At 42.1% G+C, this 17,117-nt stretch carries 19 protein-coding genes; all 19 read right to left on the bottom strand.

The features are described 5' to 3' along the window. Positions 1-143: 143 nt before the first annotated feature. Positions 144-758: a cytidylate kinase-like family protein gene (locus tag DXB91_RS09160; protein ID WP_022216466.1), complete on the bottom strand. Its 615-nt coding sequence runs from the start codon at positions 756-758 to the stop codon at positions 144-146. A gap of 183 nt (positions 759-941) precedes the next feature. After that, a complete protein-coding gene (locus tag DXB91_RS09155) occupies positions 942-1,865 on the bottom strand; it encodes an RluA family pseudouridine synthase (protein WP_022216467.1) in 924 nt (307 codons plus the stop codon). Positions 1,866-1,868: 3 nt separating this feature from the next. Next, a complete protein-coding gene (gene lspA / locus DXB91_RS09150) occupies positions 1,869-2,387 on the bottom strand; it encodes a signal peptidase II (RefSeq protein WP_015534938.1) in 519 nt (172 codons plus the stop codon). Between the two features lie 23 nt (positions 2,388-2,410). Next, positions 2,411-3,496, bottom strand: a complete 1,086-nt coding sequence (aroB, locus tag DXB91_RS09145; protein ID WP_118017619.1) for a 3-dehydroquinate synthase — start codon at positions 3,494-3,496, stop codon at positions 2,411-2,413. Between the two features lie 32 nt (positions 3,497-3,528). Beyond that, on the bottom strand, positions 3,529-4,245 hold the full coding sequence (locus tag DXB91_RS09140) for a DivIVA domain-containing protein (protein ID WP_015534936.1): 717 nt from the start codon (positions 4,243-4,245) through the stop codon (positions 3,529-3,531). A 25-nt stretch (positions 4,246-4,270) separates the two neighbouring features. Then, positions 4,271-4,924 carry a cell division protein SepF gene (locus DXB91_RS09135; RefSeq protein WP_118017617.1) on the bottom strand — a complete coding sequence of 218 codons (654 nt, stop codon included), beginning with the start codon at positions 4,922-4,924 and terminating at the stop codon, positions 4,271-4,273. 12 nt (positions 4,925-4,936) lie between these two features. Next, positions 4,937-5,632, bottom strand: a complete 696-nt coding sequence (locus DXB91_RS09130) for a YggS family pyridoxal phosphate-dependent enzyme (protein WP_118017615.1) — start codon at positions 5,630-5,632, stop codon at positions 4,937-4,939. A gap of 22 nt (positions 5,633-5,654) precedes the next feature. Beyond that, positions 5,655-7,061, bottom strand: coding sequence for an HlyD family efflux transporter periplasmic adaptor subunit (locus DXB91_RS14120; RefSeq protein WP_158564588.1), 1,407 nt, complete (start codon positions 7,059-7,061; stop codon positions 5,655-5,657). Between the two features lie 94 nt (positions 7,062-7,155). After that, the gene (locus DXB91_RS09120; protein WP_015534931.1) at positions 7,156-7,575 is read right to left on the bottom strand and encodes a hypothetical protein; all 420 of its coding nucleotides are present in this window, start codon (positions 7,573-7,575) and stop codon (positions 7,156-7,158) included. 73 nt (positions 7,576-7,648) lie between these two features. Further along, positions 7,649-8,644 carry a D-alanyl-D-alanine carboxypeptidase family protein gene (locus DXB91_RS09115; protein ID WP_242849648.1) on the bottom strand — a complete coding sequence of 332 codons (996 nt, stop codon included), beginning with the start codon at positions 8,642-8,644 and terminating at the stop codon, positions 7,649-7,651. Positions 8,645-8,696: 52 nt separating this feature from the next. Next, complete coding sequence (locus tag DXB91_RS09110) at positions 8,697-9,092, bottom strand: methylglyoxal synthase (protein WP_022216472.1); 396 nt, start codon at positions 9,090-9,092, stop codon at positions 8,697-8,699. Positions 9,093-9,102: 10 nt separating this feature from the next. Then, on the bottom strand, positions 9,103-10,266 hold the full coding sequence (locus DXB91_RS09105) for an FtsW/RodA/SpoVE family cell cycle protein (RefSeq protein ID WP_117548965.1): 1,164 nt from the start codon (positions 10,264-10,266) through the stop codon (positions 9,103-9,105). Next, a complete protein-coding gene (locus tag DXB91_RS09100; RefSeq protein ID WP_117548966.1) occupies positions 10,217-10,546 on the bottom strand; it encodes a cell division topological specificity factor MinE in 330 nt (109 codons plus the stop codon). The genes DXB91_RS09105 and DXB91_RS09100 overlap by 50 nt, the downstream gene beginning before the upstream one ends. A 16-nt stretch (positions 10,547-10,562) precedes the next feature. After that, complete coding sequence (gene minD / locus DXB91_RS09095; protein ID WP_022216474.1) at positions 10,563-11,354, bottom strand: septum site-determining protein MinD; 792 nt, start codon at positions 11,352-11,354, stop codon at positions 10,563-10,565. A gap of 25 nt (positions 11,355-11,379) precedes the next feature. After that, positions 11,380-12,084, bottom strand: coding sequence for a septum site-determining protein MinC (locus tag DXB91_RS09090; protein ID WP_118017613.1), 705 nt, complete (start codon positions 12,082-12,084; stop codon positions 11,380-11,382). 46 nt (positions 12,085-12,130) lie between these two features. Beyond that, positions 12,131-14,968 carry a penicillin-binding transpeptidase domain-containing protein gene (locus tag DXB91_RS09085; protein WP_117548967.1) on the bottom strand — a complete coding sequence of 946 codons (2,838 nt, stop codon included), beginning with the start codon at positions 14,966-14,968 and terminating at the stop codon, positions 12,131-12,133. Further along, positions 14,968-15,477: a rod shape-determining protein MreD gene (gene mreD, locus DXB91_RS09080; protein ID WP_022216476.1), complete on the bottom strand. Its 510-nt coding sequence runs from the start codon at positions 15,475-15,477 to the stop codon at positions 14,968-14,970. The genes DXB91_RS09085 and mreD overlap by 1 nt, the downstream gene beginning before the upstream one ends. 22 nt (positions 15,478-15,499) lie before the next feature. Next, positions 15,500-16,366, bottom strand: a complete 867-nt coding sequence (gene mreC, locus DXB91_RS09075; protein ID WP_242992607.1) for a rod shape-determining protein MreC — start codon at positions 16,364-16,366, stop codon at positions 15,500-15,502. Further along, positions 16,366-17,094: a RadC family protein gene (radC, locus tag DXB91_RS09070; protein WP_015534923.1), complete on the bottom strand. Its 729-nt coding sequence runs from the start codon at positions 17,092-17,094 to the stop codon at positions 16,366-16,368. The genes mreC and radC overlap by 1 nt, the downstream gene beginning before the upstream one ends. Positions 17,095-17,117: the final 23 nt, after the last annotated feature.

Here is a 17,117-nt window from a genome sequence, read left to right as displayed (position 1 = left end):
CATGTGTTCAGCCTAGTTCATAAATATGTGTCCAGGATTCTGGGTACATATCAACAACCTACTGTCATTTTTTATATACAAGATTTTATAATAACATTATTATGATGATATATTACAATTTTCAATAATAATCATGACTGAGATCAATAATTATTTACAATGTCATATAACAGATCTATCGTCTTATCTATGCCGTACTTCGAAGTATTGATACATATGTCGTATCCCTTCATCTCGCCCCATCTCTTGGATGTATAATAGTTGTAATATGAAGCTCTGGCCTTGTCTTCCTTCTTGATCATATCCTTGGCCTTCGATTCACTTATGTTGTACTTCTTGGCGATTCTGGCTGTTCTGTCATCCATGTCTGCATACAGGAATATATTCACCACGTTGTCCAGATCCCTGAGTGCGTAATCAGCACATCTGCCGACAAATACACATGAACCATCTTTCTCTGCAAGATTCTTGATGGTGTCAAATGCCGCAAGGAAAACTTTGTGGTTGAGAGGAAGCTCTGTTGAATTGCCAAATCCCAGTGAATATGGATCCATCACCAGTGAGTAAAGAAAGCTATTCGTAGGCTTTTCGTCAAAGCTGTCAAAAATCTCTTCACATATTCCACTGTTCTTTGCTGCCTCTTTAAGTAACTCCTTGTCGTAAAATGGTATGTTCATCTTTTCTGCAAGAGCTTCTCCGATCTGCTTGCCTCCACTTCCGAACTGTCTACCTATAGTAATAATCTTCTTCTCTGCCATAGTAACCACTCCCATCTTCTCGTATTCTCCATGTAAGAAATATCAAAATATATTACTTATGTACAAAATACTTAAATTCCTATATGGGTTATTATAACATTTATACAATAAACTGTAAATAAAAAAGTATAGACAATTGCACGTAATATGTGACAATTGTCTATACTCGTTTGTTACATTATATTAATTTAACAGTTTTAGCTTCTTTATAAGATCTTCAAAATATTCCGGCAGATCAGCCTTGAACTCAACGTATTCCCCGGTTGAGGGATGTTCAAAACCGAGAATACCAGCATGCAGCGTCTGTCCCTGCAGCTTAAACGGACATTTCTTCGGTCCATAAACTTCATCCCCAAGTATGGGATGTCCAATGGATGCCATATGAACTCGGATCTGATGTGTCCTGCCGGTCTCAAGCTGACACTCAATAAAGGTATACTTTCCTCCAAAACGCTCCAGAACCCTGTAATGTGTGACGGCATGTCTGCCATTTCTGGTATTGATCGCCATCTTCTTCCGATCCTTAGGACTTCTTCCGATCGGCGCATCCACAGTACCATCATCCTGTGCGATATTTCCATGGACTATGGCATAATACTTTCTGGTTATACTATGCTCGTGAAGCTGCTCAGACAGTGATCTATGGGCATTATCGTTCTTACACACCACAAGTACACCTGTTGTATCCATATCTATCCTGTGAACGATTCCCGGCCTGAATTCTCCATTTATACCGGAAAGGGAATCCTTAAAATGGTACATCAGTCCGTTGACCAGAGTCCCACTGTAGTGCCCCGGTGCCGGATGGACCACCATTCCCTTTGGTTTATTCACAAGTATCACGTCATCATCCTCATATATGATGTCGAGCGGTATATTCTCAGGCTCAATGTCAATGCTGACCGGATCCGGCACTGATATATCAAAAATATCTCCGGTACGTACACTGTAGCTCGGCTTTGAAGCCTTACCGTTGACCTGAATATATCCGTCATCAAATAACTTCTTTATGAAAGATCTCGAATAATCGCTGAAATACCCGCTGAGAACCTTGTCTATTCTTTTCCCTGCCCAGTCGCCGCTGGCTTCGATGTTATATTCTTCCATATACTATTCCTGTCCATCTGTCTGTTTTTGGTGTATGATCTCTGAGAGCTCATCATCCTTATACTTGAACAGCACCAGAATAACTATAACAATAAAACTGCATGTGACAAATATATCTGCGACATTGAATACCGGGAAGTTAATAAGGCAGAAGTCAAACATGTCAACCACATATCCACGGGCAACTCTGTCGATCATATTACCGACAGCTCCCGATATGAGAAATACCAGTGATATCCTGAGCGGTGTATATTTCTTTTCCTGATTGCCTGCAAGCCTGATGTATACATATATAGCCGCAAGCAGGATAACAAATGTTATCGCAAGCAGGAAAACGATCTTACCTGAGAAACTTCCCCAGGCCGCACCTCTGTTCTGAACATAGTTGAGCTGGAAAACTCCGTCAATTATTTTCCTTGTCTGTCCAACCTGAAAGTTGGTGGATATGAGATGTTTCACCAGTTGATCTAAAGCTGTAAGAATAATAATGGCAAGTATAGCCATCGGTATTCTCTTTTTCATAATATCCGTTCCTCCTTTGAACATCAATGCCACTCAAATGCCTTTTTCATATCATCAGGAACGACATCGGTATTGATATATGCATCGCCAATAGTGTAAAGAAGAATAAATTTGATCTTGCCCCCAACCATCTTCTTATCGTTCTTAGTGTACTCTATGACAGCATCTGCATCGACAGGGTAGTCCTCAAGAGTAGGGAAACCAAACATATCAAATGCGTGTATGATCTTATGAAGCTCGTCCTCTGTGATGTCACCCCTGTTGTATGAGATAACAGACGCAAGGCAGCATCCGATGCCGACACATGCCCCATGACTCAGCTTAAGGTCGAGGTATCTCTCTATGGCATGTCCAAGAGTATGTCCAAAATTGAGCAGAGCTCTGTCGCCCTTCTCAGTAGGATCGTTTTCCACAACAACTCTCTTGATGTTGCAGCTCACCCTGATCATCTCCATCAGGACATCCTTATCCCTTGCAAGTATTCTGTCGTGATTTTCTATAAGCCAGTCAAAATATGCAGAATCCTTTATGAGTCCATGTTTTATGATCTCACCCATTCCCGAAATAAACTGCTCATCAGATAACGTGGTGAGTGTTGACACATTGATATACACAAGCTTTGGCATGTGAAAGGCTCCGACCATGTTCTTATATGAATCAAAGTCAACGCCTGTCTTTCCACCGATACTGCTGTCCACCTGTGCCAGAAGGCTTGTAGGTATCTGTACAAAGTCTATGCCTCTGAGATACGTTGCAGCAGTAAATCCGGTTATATCGCCCGTTACGCCGCCTCCAAGAGCCACCAGAAGATCTTTTCTGTCAAACTTTGCAAGAATAAGCTTCTCGTAGATCATCTTTACTGTATCAAGATTCTTCTGAGACTCACCGGCCTCAAATACGATAGATATCAATTCTTTGCATTTTCCATCAAGCTGAGTCCTGATCTCATCGAGATAAAGAGGCGCAACGTTACTCTCTGTAACGATACATACCCTTCTATCAGCAATTCCCTGTCCGGCTAAAAGCTCAGGCAGGGAATTAAAATCGTTTGCAAAGAAAATGTCATAGATTGGTTCATCATTCAGATGAACTGTGAGTGCATTACACATATAAACATTCTCCCTTAGTATAAAATATATTGTTAGTTTCCAAATGGATTAACAAATGACTTACCGCCAAGATTCTTTGTGTATACAGACGAATCACTTGTAACACTTCCGCCACCGGCACCGCCAAGTGTTGAATCACCCATGGCTGAGCCGCCTCCTGATCCGAGAGTTGATTCCTCACGGCCCTGTGGATCGCCGTCATAGGAGTTCATAAACGAATTCATGGCTGCGCTCTGCGTCGACTGTGAATAAGAAGCATTTGAACTACCCTCGCTTAATACATCGTCAAAATTAAGCCCCATCTCCTCATTGATAGGATTCTGGGCAAGGTAATTCATATGGGCTTCCATGAGAGCCTTGAATGCACATACATAGTCCTTGTACTGCTGTTTTATTCCATCAATACTTCCCTCTATTCGCTCAAGCTCCTCCCTGGCCTCCTGCACTATATTATTAGCCTTGATCTTGGCATCATTCTCTATCAGTCTCGCCTTATCAGTGGCGTTCTTTGTAGACTCCTCAGCATTCTTCTCTGCTAGCATGAGAGATTTCTGAAGCTTTGACTCGGTTGTTCTGTAATGTACTAAACTGTCAGTCAGAGTCTTTACCTGATTGGTAAGATCTGCATTGGACTTATACAGTTCTGTGTAGCTGAGCACAACTATGTCAAAAAATGCATCTACATCTTTTCGCGCATATCCCATTCCATGCGTGAACTTCTTCTGTTGTAAATCAACTGGTGTGAGCATATGTAATCCCCCGTAAAAACATATATTAGTAAGTTGCCTTACTTGAAAGAGTTTCCCCCTGAAGAGATCCTCCAGCCAATTCCTCCCTTAAATCACCAGATACGTAGGTTCCATTAGGTGTGGCAAGGAATATGTTGCCCGAAATAGCCTGAAACAGGCCATCCACAGCATAACTTGCTCCTCCAATGAAATCCGCTATTCTCTGTGCAGTTGGAAGATCAAGATCCTCCATGTTTATTACGATTATCTGTCCTCGATTGAGATGATCGATTATCATCTGCGCATCGTCAAACTCGTCCGGCTTGATAACAAATACTTCACTGTCATCCATTGCTCTGGATCTGCTGTTGATCGATACGAGCTTTCCATTACCTGCTCCTGACTGCTGACCATGAGAAGATCTTGCAGCTTTTGATCTGGCCGATCCATTGTCAGATGATGCAGAACCTTTGTACTTATTAAAGGACTTGAGCGGTGAAGCCTTCACTCTGGACTCTGTCTGAGGCGCATCGTAATCATCCTCATCATCGTAATCATCATCTAAGCGATCGTCCATATCGTCTTCATCTTCATAGTCATCTTCATCTTCATCAAACAAATCATCATCAAAGTCATCGTCGCTTGAATCACTTAATTTGAAATAATCAAGAAAACTTTTCTTTGTATTTCCCTTTGCCATGATTGTTCTCCTTTAAATATTATAATTTCTGGCACCGAATATTCCCGTGCCAACTCTAACCAACGTTGCACCTTCTTCAACTGCAACTTCATAGTCGTTTGTCATACCCATCGACAAGACGCTCATATCGATATTATCAATGCTTTTAGATTGTATGTCAAGTGATAAATCTTTCAATTTGCGGAAATAGACCCTGTTGTCCTCGGGATCATCCACAAATGGAGCGATAGTCATAAGACCCTTAACCCTGATATGAGGGAAATCTTTTATCTCCTGGATAAGCGGAAGTACCTCGTCGCATGACAGTCCAAACTTTGTTTCTTCCTGTGCAACATTTACCTCAATGAGAATATTGACTGTGACATCATGCTTTGCAGCCTCCTTCTCAATGGTTTTGGCAAGATTTAACGAATCAACGGAGTGTATCATACACACCTTATCTACAATGTATTTTACCTTGTTCGTCTGCAGGTGACCTATCATATGCCAGTTTACAGGTCTTGAGACATTCTCGTATTTGTCCACAAGCTCCTGAACCTTATTCTCACCAAAATCAACGGCATCCGTATCACTGAGCAATTTCTCTATATCTGACAAAGGCTTTGTCTTGCTAACGGCGATCAGAGTGACATCCTCCGGTGATCTGCCGGCCTTTTCACATGCCCTGACTATGTTCTCTTTTACTTTTTCGTAATTTTCTTTAAGCATATTATCATCTCCTGTGTCTGTACTATTGATATATAAGCTCTCCCTCTTTCATGGAATGTCCATCCAGTAATATTCTGTCATATCTGGATATTCCATATGAAAGATCCGGCTTGATGATCGAGTAATCATCGCCCGATACGATAACCTCTATTCTTCTGAATTCCGCAGTTCCTCTTGATACACACAGAACACCATCCATCGTATACTTGGCGGCTGTGGCAACGGAAAATGTATCCTTGGAATTATTCTTCTGCAGTACCGCATCTGAATCTATACTTGACGGATCAACATAACAGAATCTCTTGTCGGTAAAATATATTATCGGTGATATCTGTTTTATTGAAGTGCTTCCCGAATTGCCATATGTTACCTGATTAAAATGAGTCAGATCTGAATCACCACTGCCTCCTGTCAGGTAATCCACAGGTATCATATATACATCCTTTGTTATTACGGATGAAGCCGGTATCTTCAGACCGCTGGATTCCTCAAACATGAAGTTGATGTCCAGAAATCTTTCATTTACATACTGCGCGATATATTTGTTGAATGATACCACTATATAATAATGACCATCTTTTTCGATCTTATCGTATGTCGATCTGATCCTTCTGCTCGAATTATTGATGGTAAATGAAGCGTATTCATTCTGTGTAACCTTATCAAATTCATCCTTGCTGAGCGATATGGCAATATTCCATTCCTCATCGTTGATAAGCTTACATACAGCGCTGCCCACAGAAACCTGGCCATCTGACTTGAGTGACTGTTTTGTATACACAGTTTTATCAAAAAGCTCAGGTGTAAGATTCTTCACATCGACGCTCTCATATCCATCCTGATAGTATGTGACAAGTCCACTGAATGGTGCCTTCTGGGCATCAAGTGAAAATGATGAAGAACCATTGCTGACCTGCTCAAGAGCAAGCTCCTCATAGAGCTCTAAAAGCTTGTTGTCGATGCTTGTCTTGAAATTATATACATTACCAAAATTGGATGCCGAAAATCCATTTTTGAACATCTTTATCTGATTGTTCAGACTTGTGTAATCTGCGCTCGTGAGAAGTGCTGAACCATTCTCCTGCATGTCGCTCATTGCTGCCTGCATGGAGCCCGAGCTGTCAATGGCATATATATTTGCACCCTTGGATACCTTCTCGCCATCTCTTATATAGTAGCATGGTGTTCCCGTCGCCGAGGCGGTTATGACAGTCTCACTTCTTACCGCAAGCCCTGTAGCCGTGAAATCAGTATCGTACGTACTCTGCTCAACCGTGAATATTATCGGATCAGAATCATTAACATACGCAACGACCCTGATGAGTATATATATGAATACGAATGCAAAAAGGAATGTTCCAAAGCCCGGCATTTTGAGCTTTGGAAGTTCGATCTTTGTCTTTTGTTTTTTTCGTTTTATTGTCGCCATAATATGTCTCCCGTAATTTACTCTGGCACAGAAAATGGCTGGCAACATACATATGCCAACCACATTCTATCTGAAATATAAGGCGGCATCCAGCTTATAATGCCGCAATAACGCAGTCCTTGAAATCCTCTGGTACGTCATTGACATCTGTTGCCAGACAGATCACTATATCAACATTGAACATATCGGATATGTTCTTTATCTCGTCCAATGCCTCAACGATATGTGACTCTCCAACGTATGCAACCGTCTTAAAATTATCTATATAAATCTTCTCAATATCACTGTTCTGGGAGATTATTCCTCGCACGAATCCGGTGAACGAATCCAGCTTGCTAATTCCATAGCTTGTACAGTTGATCATCTTGACTCTGTTGCTGAGCTCATAGAGATGCTTGTTGTTATTATCAAGAAATACTACCGTACCGGAAACAACCTTTACTTCATTGTTGACCTTATCTATCAGTGCCTTTGTCTTTCCCTTACCCTTATCTCCTGCAATAATGTGAATCATTTTTCATGCCTCCTGAATCTTGGTGTAAAATTTATACAAATAATGTCCGTATCATATATGTCAGATACACACATCACTTTGCCTTATTTATAAGTTCAGTCATGGCGCTGTACAGTGCCTCTTTTCCATCTGCTCCGGCTACAAGAGCAATATACTCTTCACCGGTGGAATCGTTCTTAAGCTCCATGATAAGACAGTTGAGTGCCTCCTCTGTGGTTCCGGTCTTCCACGAACCTATCGAGTATCCATCTGGAAAATTTACCTCACCAGTTAAGAATTCATTTGTCGGCTCTATGGTTACCACCTGTTCATTGCCATCTGCATCCGTGTATGTGAAATCATATGTATCAAGTGAATCTATCACATACGCAAGGTCATGCTTTGAAAATTCCTTTATTATAAGATACAGATCATACGCTGTAGTGTAATGGTCATCGTCGTGAAGTCCGTGACAGTTGACAAAGTGGGTATTTGTCGCACCGATCTCCTTCGCCTTTTCATTCATCATGTCACAAAATGCTGATTCGCTACCGGCTATCAGCTCTGCAAGTATAACACCACAGTCATTGTATGATGTTATCATGAGGCCGTACAGCAGGTTCTTGACCGTCAGGCTACAGCCTCCGACCAGGTCACTGGCCATGGCATCCCAATCGTCAAATGTGACCTTTCTGTTGAGAGTTACCACATCGTCAAGGGATATATCTCCCTTTTCTATGCTCTCCATAACGAGTATACCTGTCATGATCTTGGTCATACTTGCCGGATATATCTTTCCATGTACATTATGAGCCACTATGGTATCCTTGGTCGTCTCATCGACAAGCATAGCGGCATAACATCCGTTGTAGTTTGCGGCATCTATCTCCTCGCCCTGTGCTATCACAGCGTTATCGTATGCCATTCCGAGCTCCCCATACACCGGAAGATCAGGCAGCACACCTATGTCGAGCTGTTTTCCAGCTTTGTAGGTCTTGCTTCCGCAGCCGGTCAGAAGGACCATCGACAACACAAGTATCAAAGAGATACTTCTTCGCATGTATTTTCCTATTCTGCTTTGATTAAACATAATATAACCTCCGAAATATATTCAACAGCCTGATAACGGTGCTGAAATATATTTACTTGTAGAATTCACGCCAGTCAAGATCTCCTCTGTCAAGTGCCAGTATAAGAAGCTCGGCAGTTGCCAGATTAGTCGCAAGCGGAATATTATGTGTATCACACAATGTAAATATGTTGTTTATATCAGGTTCATGATTCTTTGGATGAAGCGGATCTCTCAGAAAGATGACCATATCGATGTCATTGTTCTCTATCTGTGATCCGAGCTGCTGCTCACCGCCAAGATGTCCTGCAATATATTTGTGAACTGTAAGATTGGTAACCTCCTCAATAAGTCTTCCGGTAGTTCCTGTTGCGTAAAGCTCATGCTTATTAAGAATTCCTCTATATGCTATACAGAAGTTCTGCATCAGTTTTTTCTTAGCATCATGTGCTATCAAACCAATATTCATGAAAATCCTCCTAATACTTTTTCTTTTGCAAATTTATATTGAGAACCATGCCCATTCCGGCACACAAACTGACGAGTGAACTCAGTCCGTAACTTATGAATGGCAAAGGTAATCCCGTGTTCGGAAGTATGGATGTGGCAACACCAATATTGATAAATGACTGGATGCTGACCAGTGCTGCCATACCTGTTGCTATATACATTCCCTTTTTATCACCGGAACGCCTAGCAACCCTAATACATTGTAACACTATGAGCAGTAAAATTGCAATAATAATAACACTTCCGATGAAACCTAATTCTTCTCCCACTGCCGAGAATATAAAGTCTGTCTGCTGCTCAGATATGAGATTTGTATCTTTTACGGTTGCCACATCAGAGCTGTTGATCCCCTTACCGGTCAACTGTCCCGATCCTATGGCCATGATCGAGTTGTTCTGCTGATCCTGGGTGGATCCGCCTCCATACATATGTCCAAGTATACGCTGTCTCTGATATCCGTTCAGAAACTGAGGCAGGTTGTCCTGCTGGATATACCAGAAGAAGCCTCCAAAGAATGGTATGAGTATCAGTACCGCAATACCTATTATCTTGAGTGAGAGCCCCGCTATAAATATGACTATAAACAATGTTGCACATATACATATCGTGGTTGAAAGATCCGGCTCGGCAAATATAAGTCCGATCGGTATTGCAAGGAAAGCTGCAAGCTTCAGCAGCGTCTTTGCCGTGTTCAGATCATCCGCATGTTTTTCAAGAAAAACAGCCGTGCAGATTATCAGTATTATCTTGGCAAACTCCGATGGCTGTATGGTAAATGAATCGGATATCTGGAACCATCTGCTGGCTCCATGGGAATCCGCACCTGATCCTGCCACCAGTACAAGTCCCAACAGCACTATATTTGCAGCGTATAGTACCATGTAGTATTTGCATATGAAATTATAGTCTATGAGTGATACTATTATCATTCCCAGTATACACACCCCGGCACCGATCAACTGCTTTGTAAGTTTTGTCTCATCTACGCTCACTATGATCACAGTACCCATGGCCATGGCTGCTATTATCAGGAAAAACAATTTGAAATTGTAATCCAGTATACTGTATTTTTTTTGATCCTGATCAAGACTGAATTGTTTTAAGTTCAGTTGATCCTTCTTGAATAAGTTCATAATTCACTGATCCTCGTCCTATTGTTCTGTATGTATATTCGTTATCCTTCTTCTCTGTATCCACGCTTAACAATGGAATATATGCCACTAGCATACGCTCCTTGACCTGGATATCGATATCTGATTCCTTTACATTGATGTATCTGTCTATCTCCTGCTTTATGGTATGCTTCATATCGTCCAGGAAATCCGGATTACACCCTATCCTGTCTGAAGCCAGCATGCTTATAAGCCTTTCTTTGGCATAACTTCCTGTGTTATATAAATATATCTTATTCATCCCCATATTCCTCCCTTCAGGCTCTTTTACGTCTGAAAAGCGAACGCAGTGAGCGGTTCTTCCCTGAATAATAATCTTCAACTTCAAGGGAATCATCCACTATCTTTCTGCATATATTCATATATGCATGTCCCGATTTCGTGTTGCTGCACACGACCGGTTCTCCTTTGTTTGTCGATATGACTATGTCCTCATCATCGGCGATTACTCCAAGCAGATCCACTGCAAGTATATCAACCACATCATCGACGGACATCATATTGCCCTTTTTGACCATATCATATCTTATCCTGTTGATTATGAGGTGCTGTTTTTCAATTCCATACGCCTCGAGTAGACCGATTATCCTGTCTGCATCCCTTATGGCCGAGACCTCGGGAGTTGTCACTATGACAGCCCTGTCAGCAGCAGCTATGGCGTTCTTAAAGCCCTGTTCTATACCGGCCGGGCAGTCAATGATTATGTAGTCATACTCGTCTCTTATCTCGTCTATGAGCTTGATGATCTGTTCCGGGCTGACCGCTGTCTTATCCCTGGTCTGCGCGCAAGGCAGCAGGTACAGATTGTTGTAGTTCCTCGCCTTTATAAGAGCCTGCTTATATCTGCAGTTTCCCTCTATTACATCTATCAGATTATAGACTATGCGGTTTTCCAGGCCAAGCACAACATCCAGGTTTCTGAGACCTATATCTGTATCTATCATCACCACTCTGTTCCCGAGGGACGCAAGACCGGTTCCTATATTCGCCGATGTGGTCGTCTTGCCAACTCCGCCTTTTCCTGATGTAACAACAATAACTTCACACATAATAAAAATCCTCCTAAATTTACTATCATATGTAGGTTATATTTATGATTCCTTCATCATTCGTAGCTATCATTGGCATTCTTTTTGCACCCGGAAGTCTGATTCCTGTACTTTTCGCTTTTCCTATCTGCAAAAGCTGTGGGCACATTCTCATCGCTATTATGAAATTGTTTCCAGCCGCCAGCTTACCCGCTATGGCAGCTCCCGCCAGTTCCCCAACGACCACGATATTCTTACCGGATACAACCCTGGCATCCCTGGCAACATCTCCGAGGATAATGACATTTCCCCTGATCTCAAGGGTCTGCTTTCTCCCTATGTCACCGCGGAAGATATATGGTCTTTCATTGTCACTGTGCGTTTTAGTCATACCCGGCAAAGCCATACTGACTTTTGCCTGTTGTGGTTCACGATCCCCATCATCCCGGACACCGGAACCTGTATATTGATCTATGTCAGGTTTAGCTGCAAATCTGACATGAATCTTATCAATGCTGTTTAAAAAACTGATTATCTCCTCCGTGTCTCCACGCTCCAGGGTACATCCCCTGAAAGATATACATACAGTTCCTTTTTTCTGGAAGGCACTTATATTATCGAGGATCCTGCAATACAGATCGCAGCAGATATCATTTACAGACATAGCCGCCGGTACATAGACAACTATGCCTGATCTGTCTGCCTTGATTGATAATCTGTCCATACCATCCATATCATCTGCTCCTGTCATATTATTTCCTACACACAGGTTCTGTGATATATCTTTGGTATCTCAATTAATCTGACATCTGGTTGTTTCCTGTTATGTCAAGCGTATCAAGCTTGTCAGGGTCATACATATATGCGTACACCATTCCGGCAAGCTCCTCTGCGTTACCCGATGTATATCCATGTGGAATAACACATGTTACACTGACCTCAGGGTTCTCATAAGGCGCAAATGACACAAACAATGCGTGATCCGGCCTTGTGGTATCCTCCTCTGCTGTTCCCGTCTTGCCGGCAACATTGACATTTATCTGATTTATAAGAGCCGATGGACTTGTGTGGTCACTTACCATCTGACGCATTCCCCGTTTTATGACCGCCCACTGGCTGTCCGTCAGATCAACTGTATTCTTAGGAACGTTGTCACTCTTATACACTGTTCTTCCATCTATATTTTTTATCTCGTTCACCAGTGTCAGGTCATAACAGTTGCCCTCATTGGCGATGGTTGTCACATATCTGGCAAGCTGGACAGGCGCATAGTTATTTGTACCCTGTCCGATAGAAGAACGTACCGCATCAGTATCTGACACATGCGGATCCATCTCTTCTATCTCCACACCTGACTTCTGGTCAAGTCCAAATAACGAAGCGTACTTCTGTATCTTATCTATACCCTGTGCATCCTGATATACTCCCTTGCTGTCTGTGGCAAGACGGTATCCAACCTCATAGAAGAAACCGTTACACGATACCTCTATGGCGTCAGCGAGACCAAGCGTTCCGTGTCCGCTTCTGAGCCAGCAGGCCGGTGAAGGAACAACCTTTGAGAATGTACCGTAATCAGTTATCACTGATCCAACGTCTATAACGCCCTCCTGCAGACCCGCTGCAGCAATGAGCATCTTGTATGTGGAACCCGGTGCAGTTCTCTGCATGGTTGCACGATTGTACATAGGGGTCGTCTTATCTTCTGTTATCTTGGCATAATAGTCAGGATCGATCACATTTGTGAGCTTGTTGTTGTCGTAGCTTGGGTAGCTTACCATAGCCCTTACAGCTCCTGTCGCCGGATCGACCACCACAATGGATCCCGAGCATGGGTCAAGAGCAAGCATGGCAGGTGTTATCTCAAGCTTTTTGATCTTTCTGTAAATAAATTCAAAATTGCTGAGGACTCCTGACGTAAATCCCTCGTAATCTTCGTCTGTTGTACTATTAAGGATTCCCTGGTCGTATAACAGGTATATTACCTGGGAACCTGTTATTTCACCTGATAATATCATATATTTGAAGACTCGTTTGTCGAAATCGGAGTCATCCTCAAATTCTTTGAGTACATAATCGACAATAACATTGTATATCTCATCCGTATCATAATAATCACTGCTTGTCTGAATGCCGGTTATGTCTATTACTCCCTGGCTTATGCAGTATTTCAGATACTCATATAATGATATCTTGTCATTTACATAGTTGTTATATGTGTCACTGTCCTTATCCACTGCACTGCTGTCATATATGCCGTTTGAGCTCAGCGTCTCACATATAAACTCCATATAATCCTTGTACTGATCCGAAAGATTATACAGTTCCGTGTGACTGCTCTTCAGAATGTCCGAAAGCGCATTGAGTGTGTACTGCTTGCTTGATACAAATGTGTTGTACACATTCTTTTCATTGTCAGTTGCATTCGCAGCATTAAGGGCCTTTATGTCTATAATGTTGTTGTCAAAGAATGCCGAGTACACATCCGTTATAGGTATATCCTCTTTCTCCTTGGATGTCGTCACGTTCTTGAGATTTGCAAGGAGAATATACGACAATTCCTTTTCAAGTGCGTTGTAGCAGTATTTCTGAAGATCAGAGTCAAGTGTGAGGTAAATATCGTTTCCTGCAACAGAATCAGTTTTTTCTATAATCTCAAGAACTTTTCCCATGTTGTCAACGTACATCTTCTGGGAACCGTCAACACCACGAAGCTGATCCTCGTACGACTGTTCCAAACCAAGCTTTCCAACCATATCATTGGAATCATACTGCTGATCCTCGTCAAGCTTCGCATTGTACTCCTCGAGCTCCTCATTTGAAATGTTGCCGATATATCCGATTATATGCGAAAAATATATGGCATCATTGTATACTCTGTTTGATTCAATACTCACATCCATTCCGAGCAGTGTATCCATATTCTCAGTTATCGCAGCATAGCTCTGCTGACTTATATTGTTAGCGATATCCACTGTCATGTACTGCTGGTATCTGTTGAGCCATACCTCATATCTCACGGCAAGGATCTTGAGCACATAGGCATCCGAATAATCACCCGAGATATTGAAAAGTTCATCACTTCTCATATAGTCAAATACTTCCCTTGCTGTAGCATTCTTCTGTGCATCGGTGAGGGCATCAACTGAGCTTGCACCATAAACATTCATATAAAATGTATTGAGTTGTGAGCCGCTTATCGTGAATTTCATGTTGCCATTTGCATCCAGCTTAATCGGAAGCTCCACGGACAGACTGTCTCCATTCTGCTCAAGTATAAGTATCGTCTTATAAACTATCTCATTTCTTAGCTCATTGACCGACATATTCTTCTTGTCTGCCGCCTCAGTGAGGTCTGCATTGCTGGTGAAACTCAGATTGTATGAAGATTCGTTAGATGCAAGCAGTTTTCCGTTGCAGTCGTAAATCTTTCCTCTGGTGGCCTTGACCGACACCGTCTTAAGTGATTTGTACTGGAAGCTGGACTGATATTTTTCTCCATTTATGATCTGAAGATTAAACAATCTGTACACAAGCACGCCTGACAGGCACAAAAAAAACAGAGTGACATAAAAAATACGGCTCTTTAACTTTTCTACTATAAAATCTTTGATTATCTCTAATATATCTCTGATCACTATGTCTCACTTCCTTTTTCAGCGCGTTTCAGCCGCTTGTTTATAAAGACAAACAGCTTGAATACTATCATCGTAAGTATGGCTGTGTATATCATATCCGGCAAAATAATATCCTTCATGTACAGCCCAAAACTGAGTCTGTTACGCATTACAAAGAATATTATAAATGTTATGAAATTAAATATGAAATCATCAAGTGTTATGATGATGATAGGCAGCAGTACATCCTCCACGAGGTACAGTCTGTGGAAAAATCCGTTACAGTATCCAATGAGCATATATATGATCATAAAAGGGCCTATGGCAAAGCCAAAGTACAGATCATATAAAAAGCCACAGAAAAATCCCACCAGCATTCCCTCTTTTCGACCTCTCATAAGTCCAAAGGACACCGTGAGGATGAGCATCAGATTGGGAGTCGCACCCGCAACTGAAATATATGGAAAAAGTGCTGACTGAAGCACAAAACATATTATGATTAATAATCCAAGTGTGATAACTCTTCTCAATGTCTGTTTAACCTCTTTACTTCTACTCCGAAACAGTTTTCTTGGTCTGGAGGACTATGAGTACCTCCTGTATCTTTGAAAAATCACATGCCGGAGTGATATATGCAGTCTTTGTAAGATTGTTGGAATCTTCCTCTATTTTTGTTACATACCCTATGTTAATTCCCGACAGATATTTGCTTGACACATAGGATGTGACGACCTGATCACCGACTCCGACCTCTGCGTCCTTGTCAATGTTTTCAGCGATAAGATAGCCATTCTCATAATTGCTGACACTTCCCTCAACATTACAAATAGCCTCTGACGGTAATATCATTCCGTTTACATTTGATGTATCGTCTATGATGGCTCTTACCTTGGCATAATCATTTCCGGCCTCTGTGACTATTCCACACAGGCCGTTGCCATACATGACATTGCAGCCCTCGACAACACCATCATCTGTTCCCTTGTCGACATAGAACACCTGAAACCACCCGCCGGTATCCTTTGATATGACCCTGGCAGCAGTCTTCTTATAATCGGAATACTGGAGATCAAGCTCATAAAGTGCCTGAAGACGTTCGAGCTCATACGAATTCTGCTGGTACTGTGCCACCTGCTTCTGACTCTGTTCAAGCTGATCCTTGAGTGTTTCATTCTCCTTTAACAGTGCGTCATAATTCTGGAATGCCTCAGTTTTGCTCTGAACCCATCTGCCTATGGTATTTACCCCTTTCTGCATGGGTTGGACAAATATGTTGGTAAAATTCCTCACCGGTGCAAATATGCCTCCCGCAAAAAGAGATACAAGCATGAGCACAACGCAAAAGCCTGTGAGTCCAAGCAAAAAATATCTCGGTGTGATCTCTATTCTTTTTCTGTTCCTATTTCGTCTTCGTTTCATTATAAAATACCTCGCTCAGCTAAGCTGACATAGCAGTTATTTCCCAAAATAATATGATCTGAAAGCTCTATCCCTATCAGTTCCCCGGCTCTGTCCATCTCTCTGGTGATATCTATATCCTGACCGCTCGGAGTCGGATCTCCGGATGGGTGGTTATGCACAAGTATGATATAGACAGCATCGTATCTGAGCGCCTCCACAAACACCTCTCTCGGAGATAACATCGAACTGTTCACTGTTCCCTCTGAAATGCGGACATCCTTTATGAGCTTATGCTTCGCATCAAACATGAGGAGATACACGTATTCCTTTTCGAGATATCTTGTGTTCTCCATGAAATAATCCGCAATGCTCTGTGGGGACTGGAACGACAAAAACGGCTTAAATGAAGCCCTGGCCATTCTCCTGGATATCTCAGCCAGACATTTCATCTGTATTGCTTTTACCTTTCCAACTCCGCTTATCTCTTCAAGTTCACTCACAGTCAGGTAATTAAGCCCCACTATACCCTTGTGGACCGGATGGGCATCCAGTATCCTGTAGGCTGTGGACAGCGCATTTGCCTTCCTGCTTCCGGTTCTGAGGATGACTGCCAGAAGTTCAGCATCTGTGAGAACCTCAACTCCATACTTAAAGCTCTTCTCATACGGTCTCTCAGTCTCCGACATTTCTTTCATGGAGACCGAAAGTCCTCCTGCAAAATTCTCTTTGCAATAATTTTTATCCATATTTCCTCCTTCCGCCTCTCCAA

Source organism: Coprococcus sp. OM06-34AC (genome assembly GCF_003462545.1).
Classification (GTDB): domain Bacteria; phylum Bacillota; class Clostridia; order Lachnospirales; family Lachnospiraceae; genus Coprococcus; species Coprococcus aceti.
Note: the sequence above shows the minus strand (reverse complement) of the source record. Positions and strands in the feature narration are given on the sequence as shown.

Bases quoted from the DNA above. Each gene is read 5' to 3' on its own strand.
- DXB91_RS09160 (WP_022216466.1), bottom strand. From the start codon at position 758: ATGGCAGAGAAGAAGATTATTACTATAGGTAGACAGTTCGGAAGTGGA.
- DXB91_RS09155 (WP_022216467.1), bottom strand. From the start codon at position 1,865: ATGGAAGAATATAACATCGAAGCCAGCGGCGACTGGGCAGGGAAAAGA.
- lspA (WP_015534938.1), bottom strand. From the start codon at position 2,387: ATGAAAAAGAGAATACCGATGGCTATACTTGCCATTATTATTCTTACA.
- aroB (WP_118017619.1), bottom strand. From the start codon at position 3,496: ATGTGTAATGCACTCACAGTTCATCTGAATGATGAACCAATCTATGAC.
- DXB91_RS09140 (WP_015534936.1), bottom strand. From the start codon at position 4,245: ATGCTCACACCAGTTGATTTACAACAGAAGAAGTTCACGCATGGAATG.
- DXB91_RS09135 (WP_118017617.1), bottom strand. From the start codon at position 4,924: ATGGCAAAGGGAAATACAAAGAAAAGTTTTCTTGATTATTTCAAATTA.
- DXB91_RS09130 (WP_118017615.1), bottom strand. From the start codon at position 5,632: ATGCTTAAAGAAAATTACGAAAAAGTAAAAGAGAACATAGTCAGGGCA.
- DXB91_RS14120 (WP_158564588.1), bottom strand. From the start codon at position 7,061: ATGGCGACAATAAAACGAAAAAAACAAAAGACAAAGATCGAACTTCCA.
- DXB91_RS09120 (WP_015534931.1), bottom strand. From the start codon at position 7,575: ATGATTCACATTATTGCAGGAGATAAGGGTAAGGGAAAGACAAAGGCA.
- DXB91_RS09115 (WP_242849648.1), bottom strand. From the start codon at position 8,644: ATGTTTAATCAAAGCAGAATAGGAAAATACATGCGAAGAAGTATCTCT.
- DXB91_RS09110 (WP_022216472.1), bottom strand. From the start codon at position 9,092: ATGAATATTGGTTTGATAGCACATGATGCTAAGAAAAAACTGATGCAG.
- DXB91_RS09105 (WP_117548965.1), bottom strand. From the start codon at position 10,266: ATGAACTTATTCAAGAAGGATCAACTGAACTTAAAACAATTCAGTCTT.
- DXB91_RS09100 (WP_117548966.1), bottom strand. From the start codon at position 10,546: ATGAATAAGATATATTTATATAACACAGGAAGTTATGCCAAAGAAAGG.
- minD (WP_022216474.1), bottom strand. From the start codon at position 11,354: ATGTGTGAAGTTATTGTTGTTACATCAGGAAAAGGCGGAGTTGGCAAG.
- DXB91_RS09090 (WP_118017613.1), bottom strand. From the start codon at position 12,084: ATGACAGGAGCAGATGATATGGATGGTATGGACAGATTATCAATCAAG.
- mreC (WP_242992607.1), bottom strand. From the start codon at position 16,366: ATGAAACGAAGACGAAATAGGAACAGAAAAAGAATAGAGATCACACCG.
- radC (WP_015534923.1), bottom strand. From the start codon at position 17,094: ATGGATAAAAATTATTGCAAAGAGAATTTTGCAGGAGGACTTTCGGTC.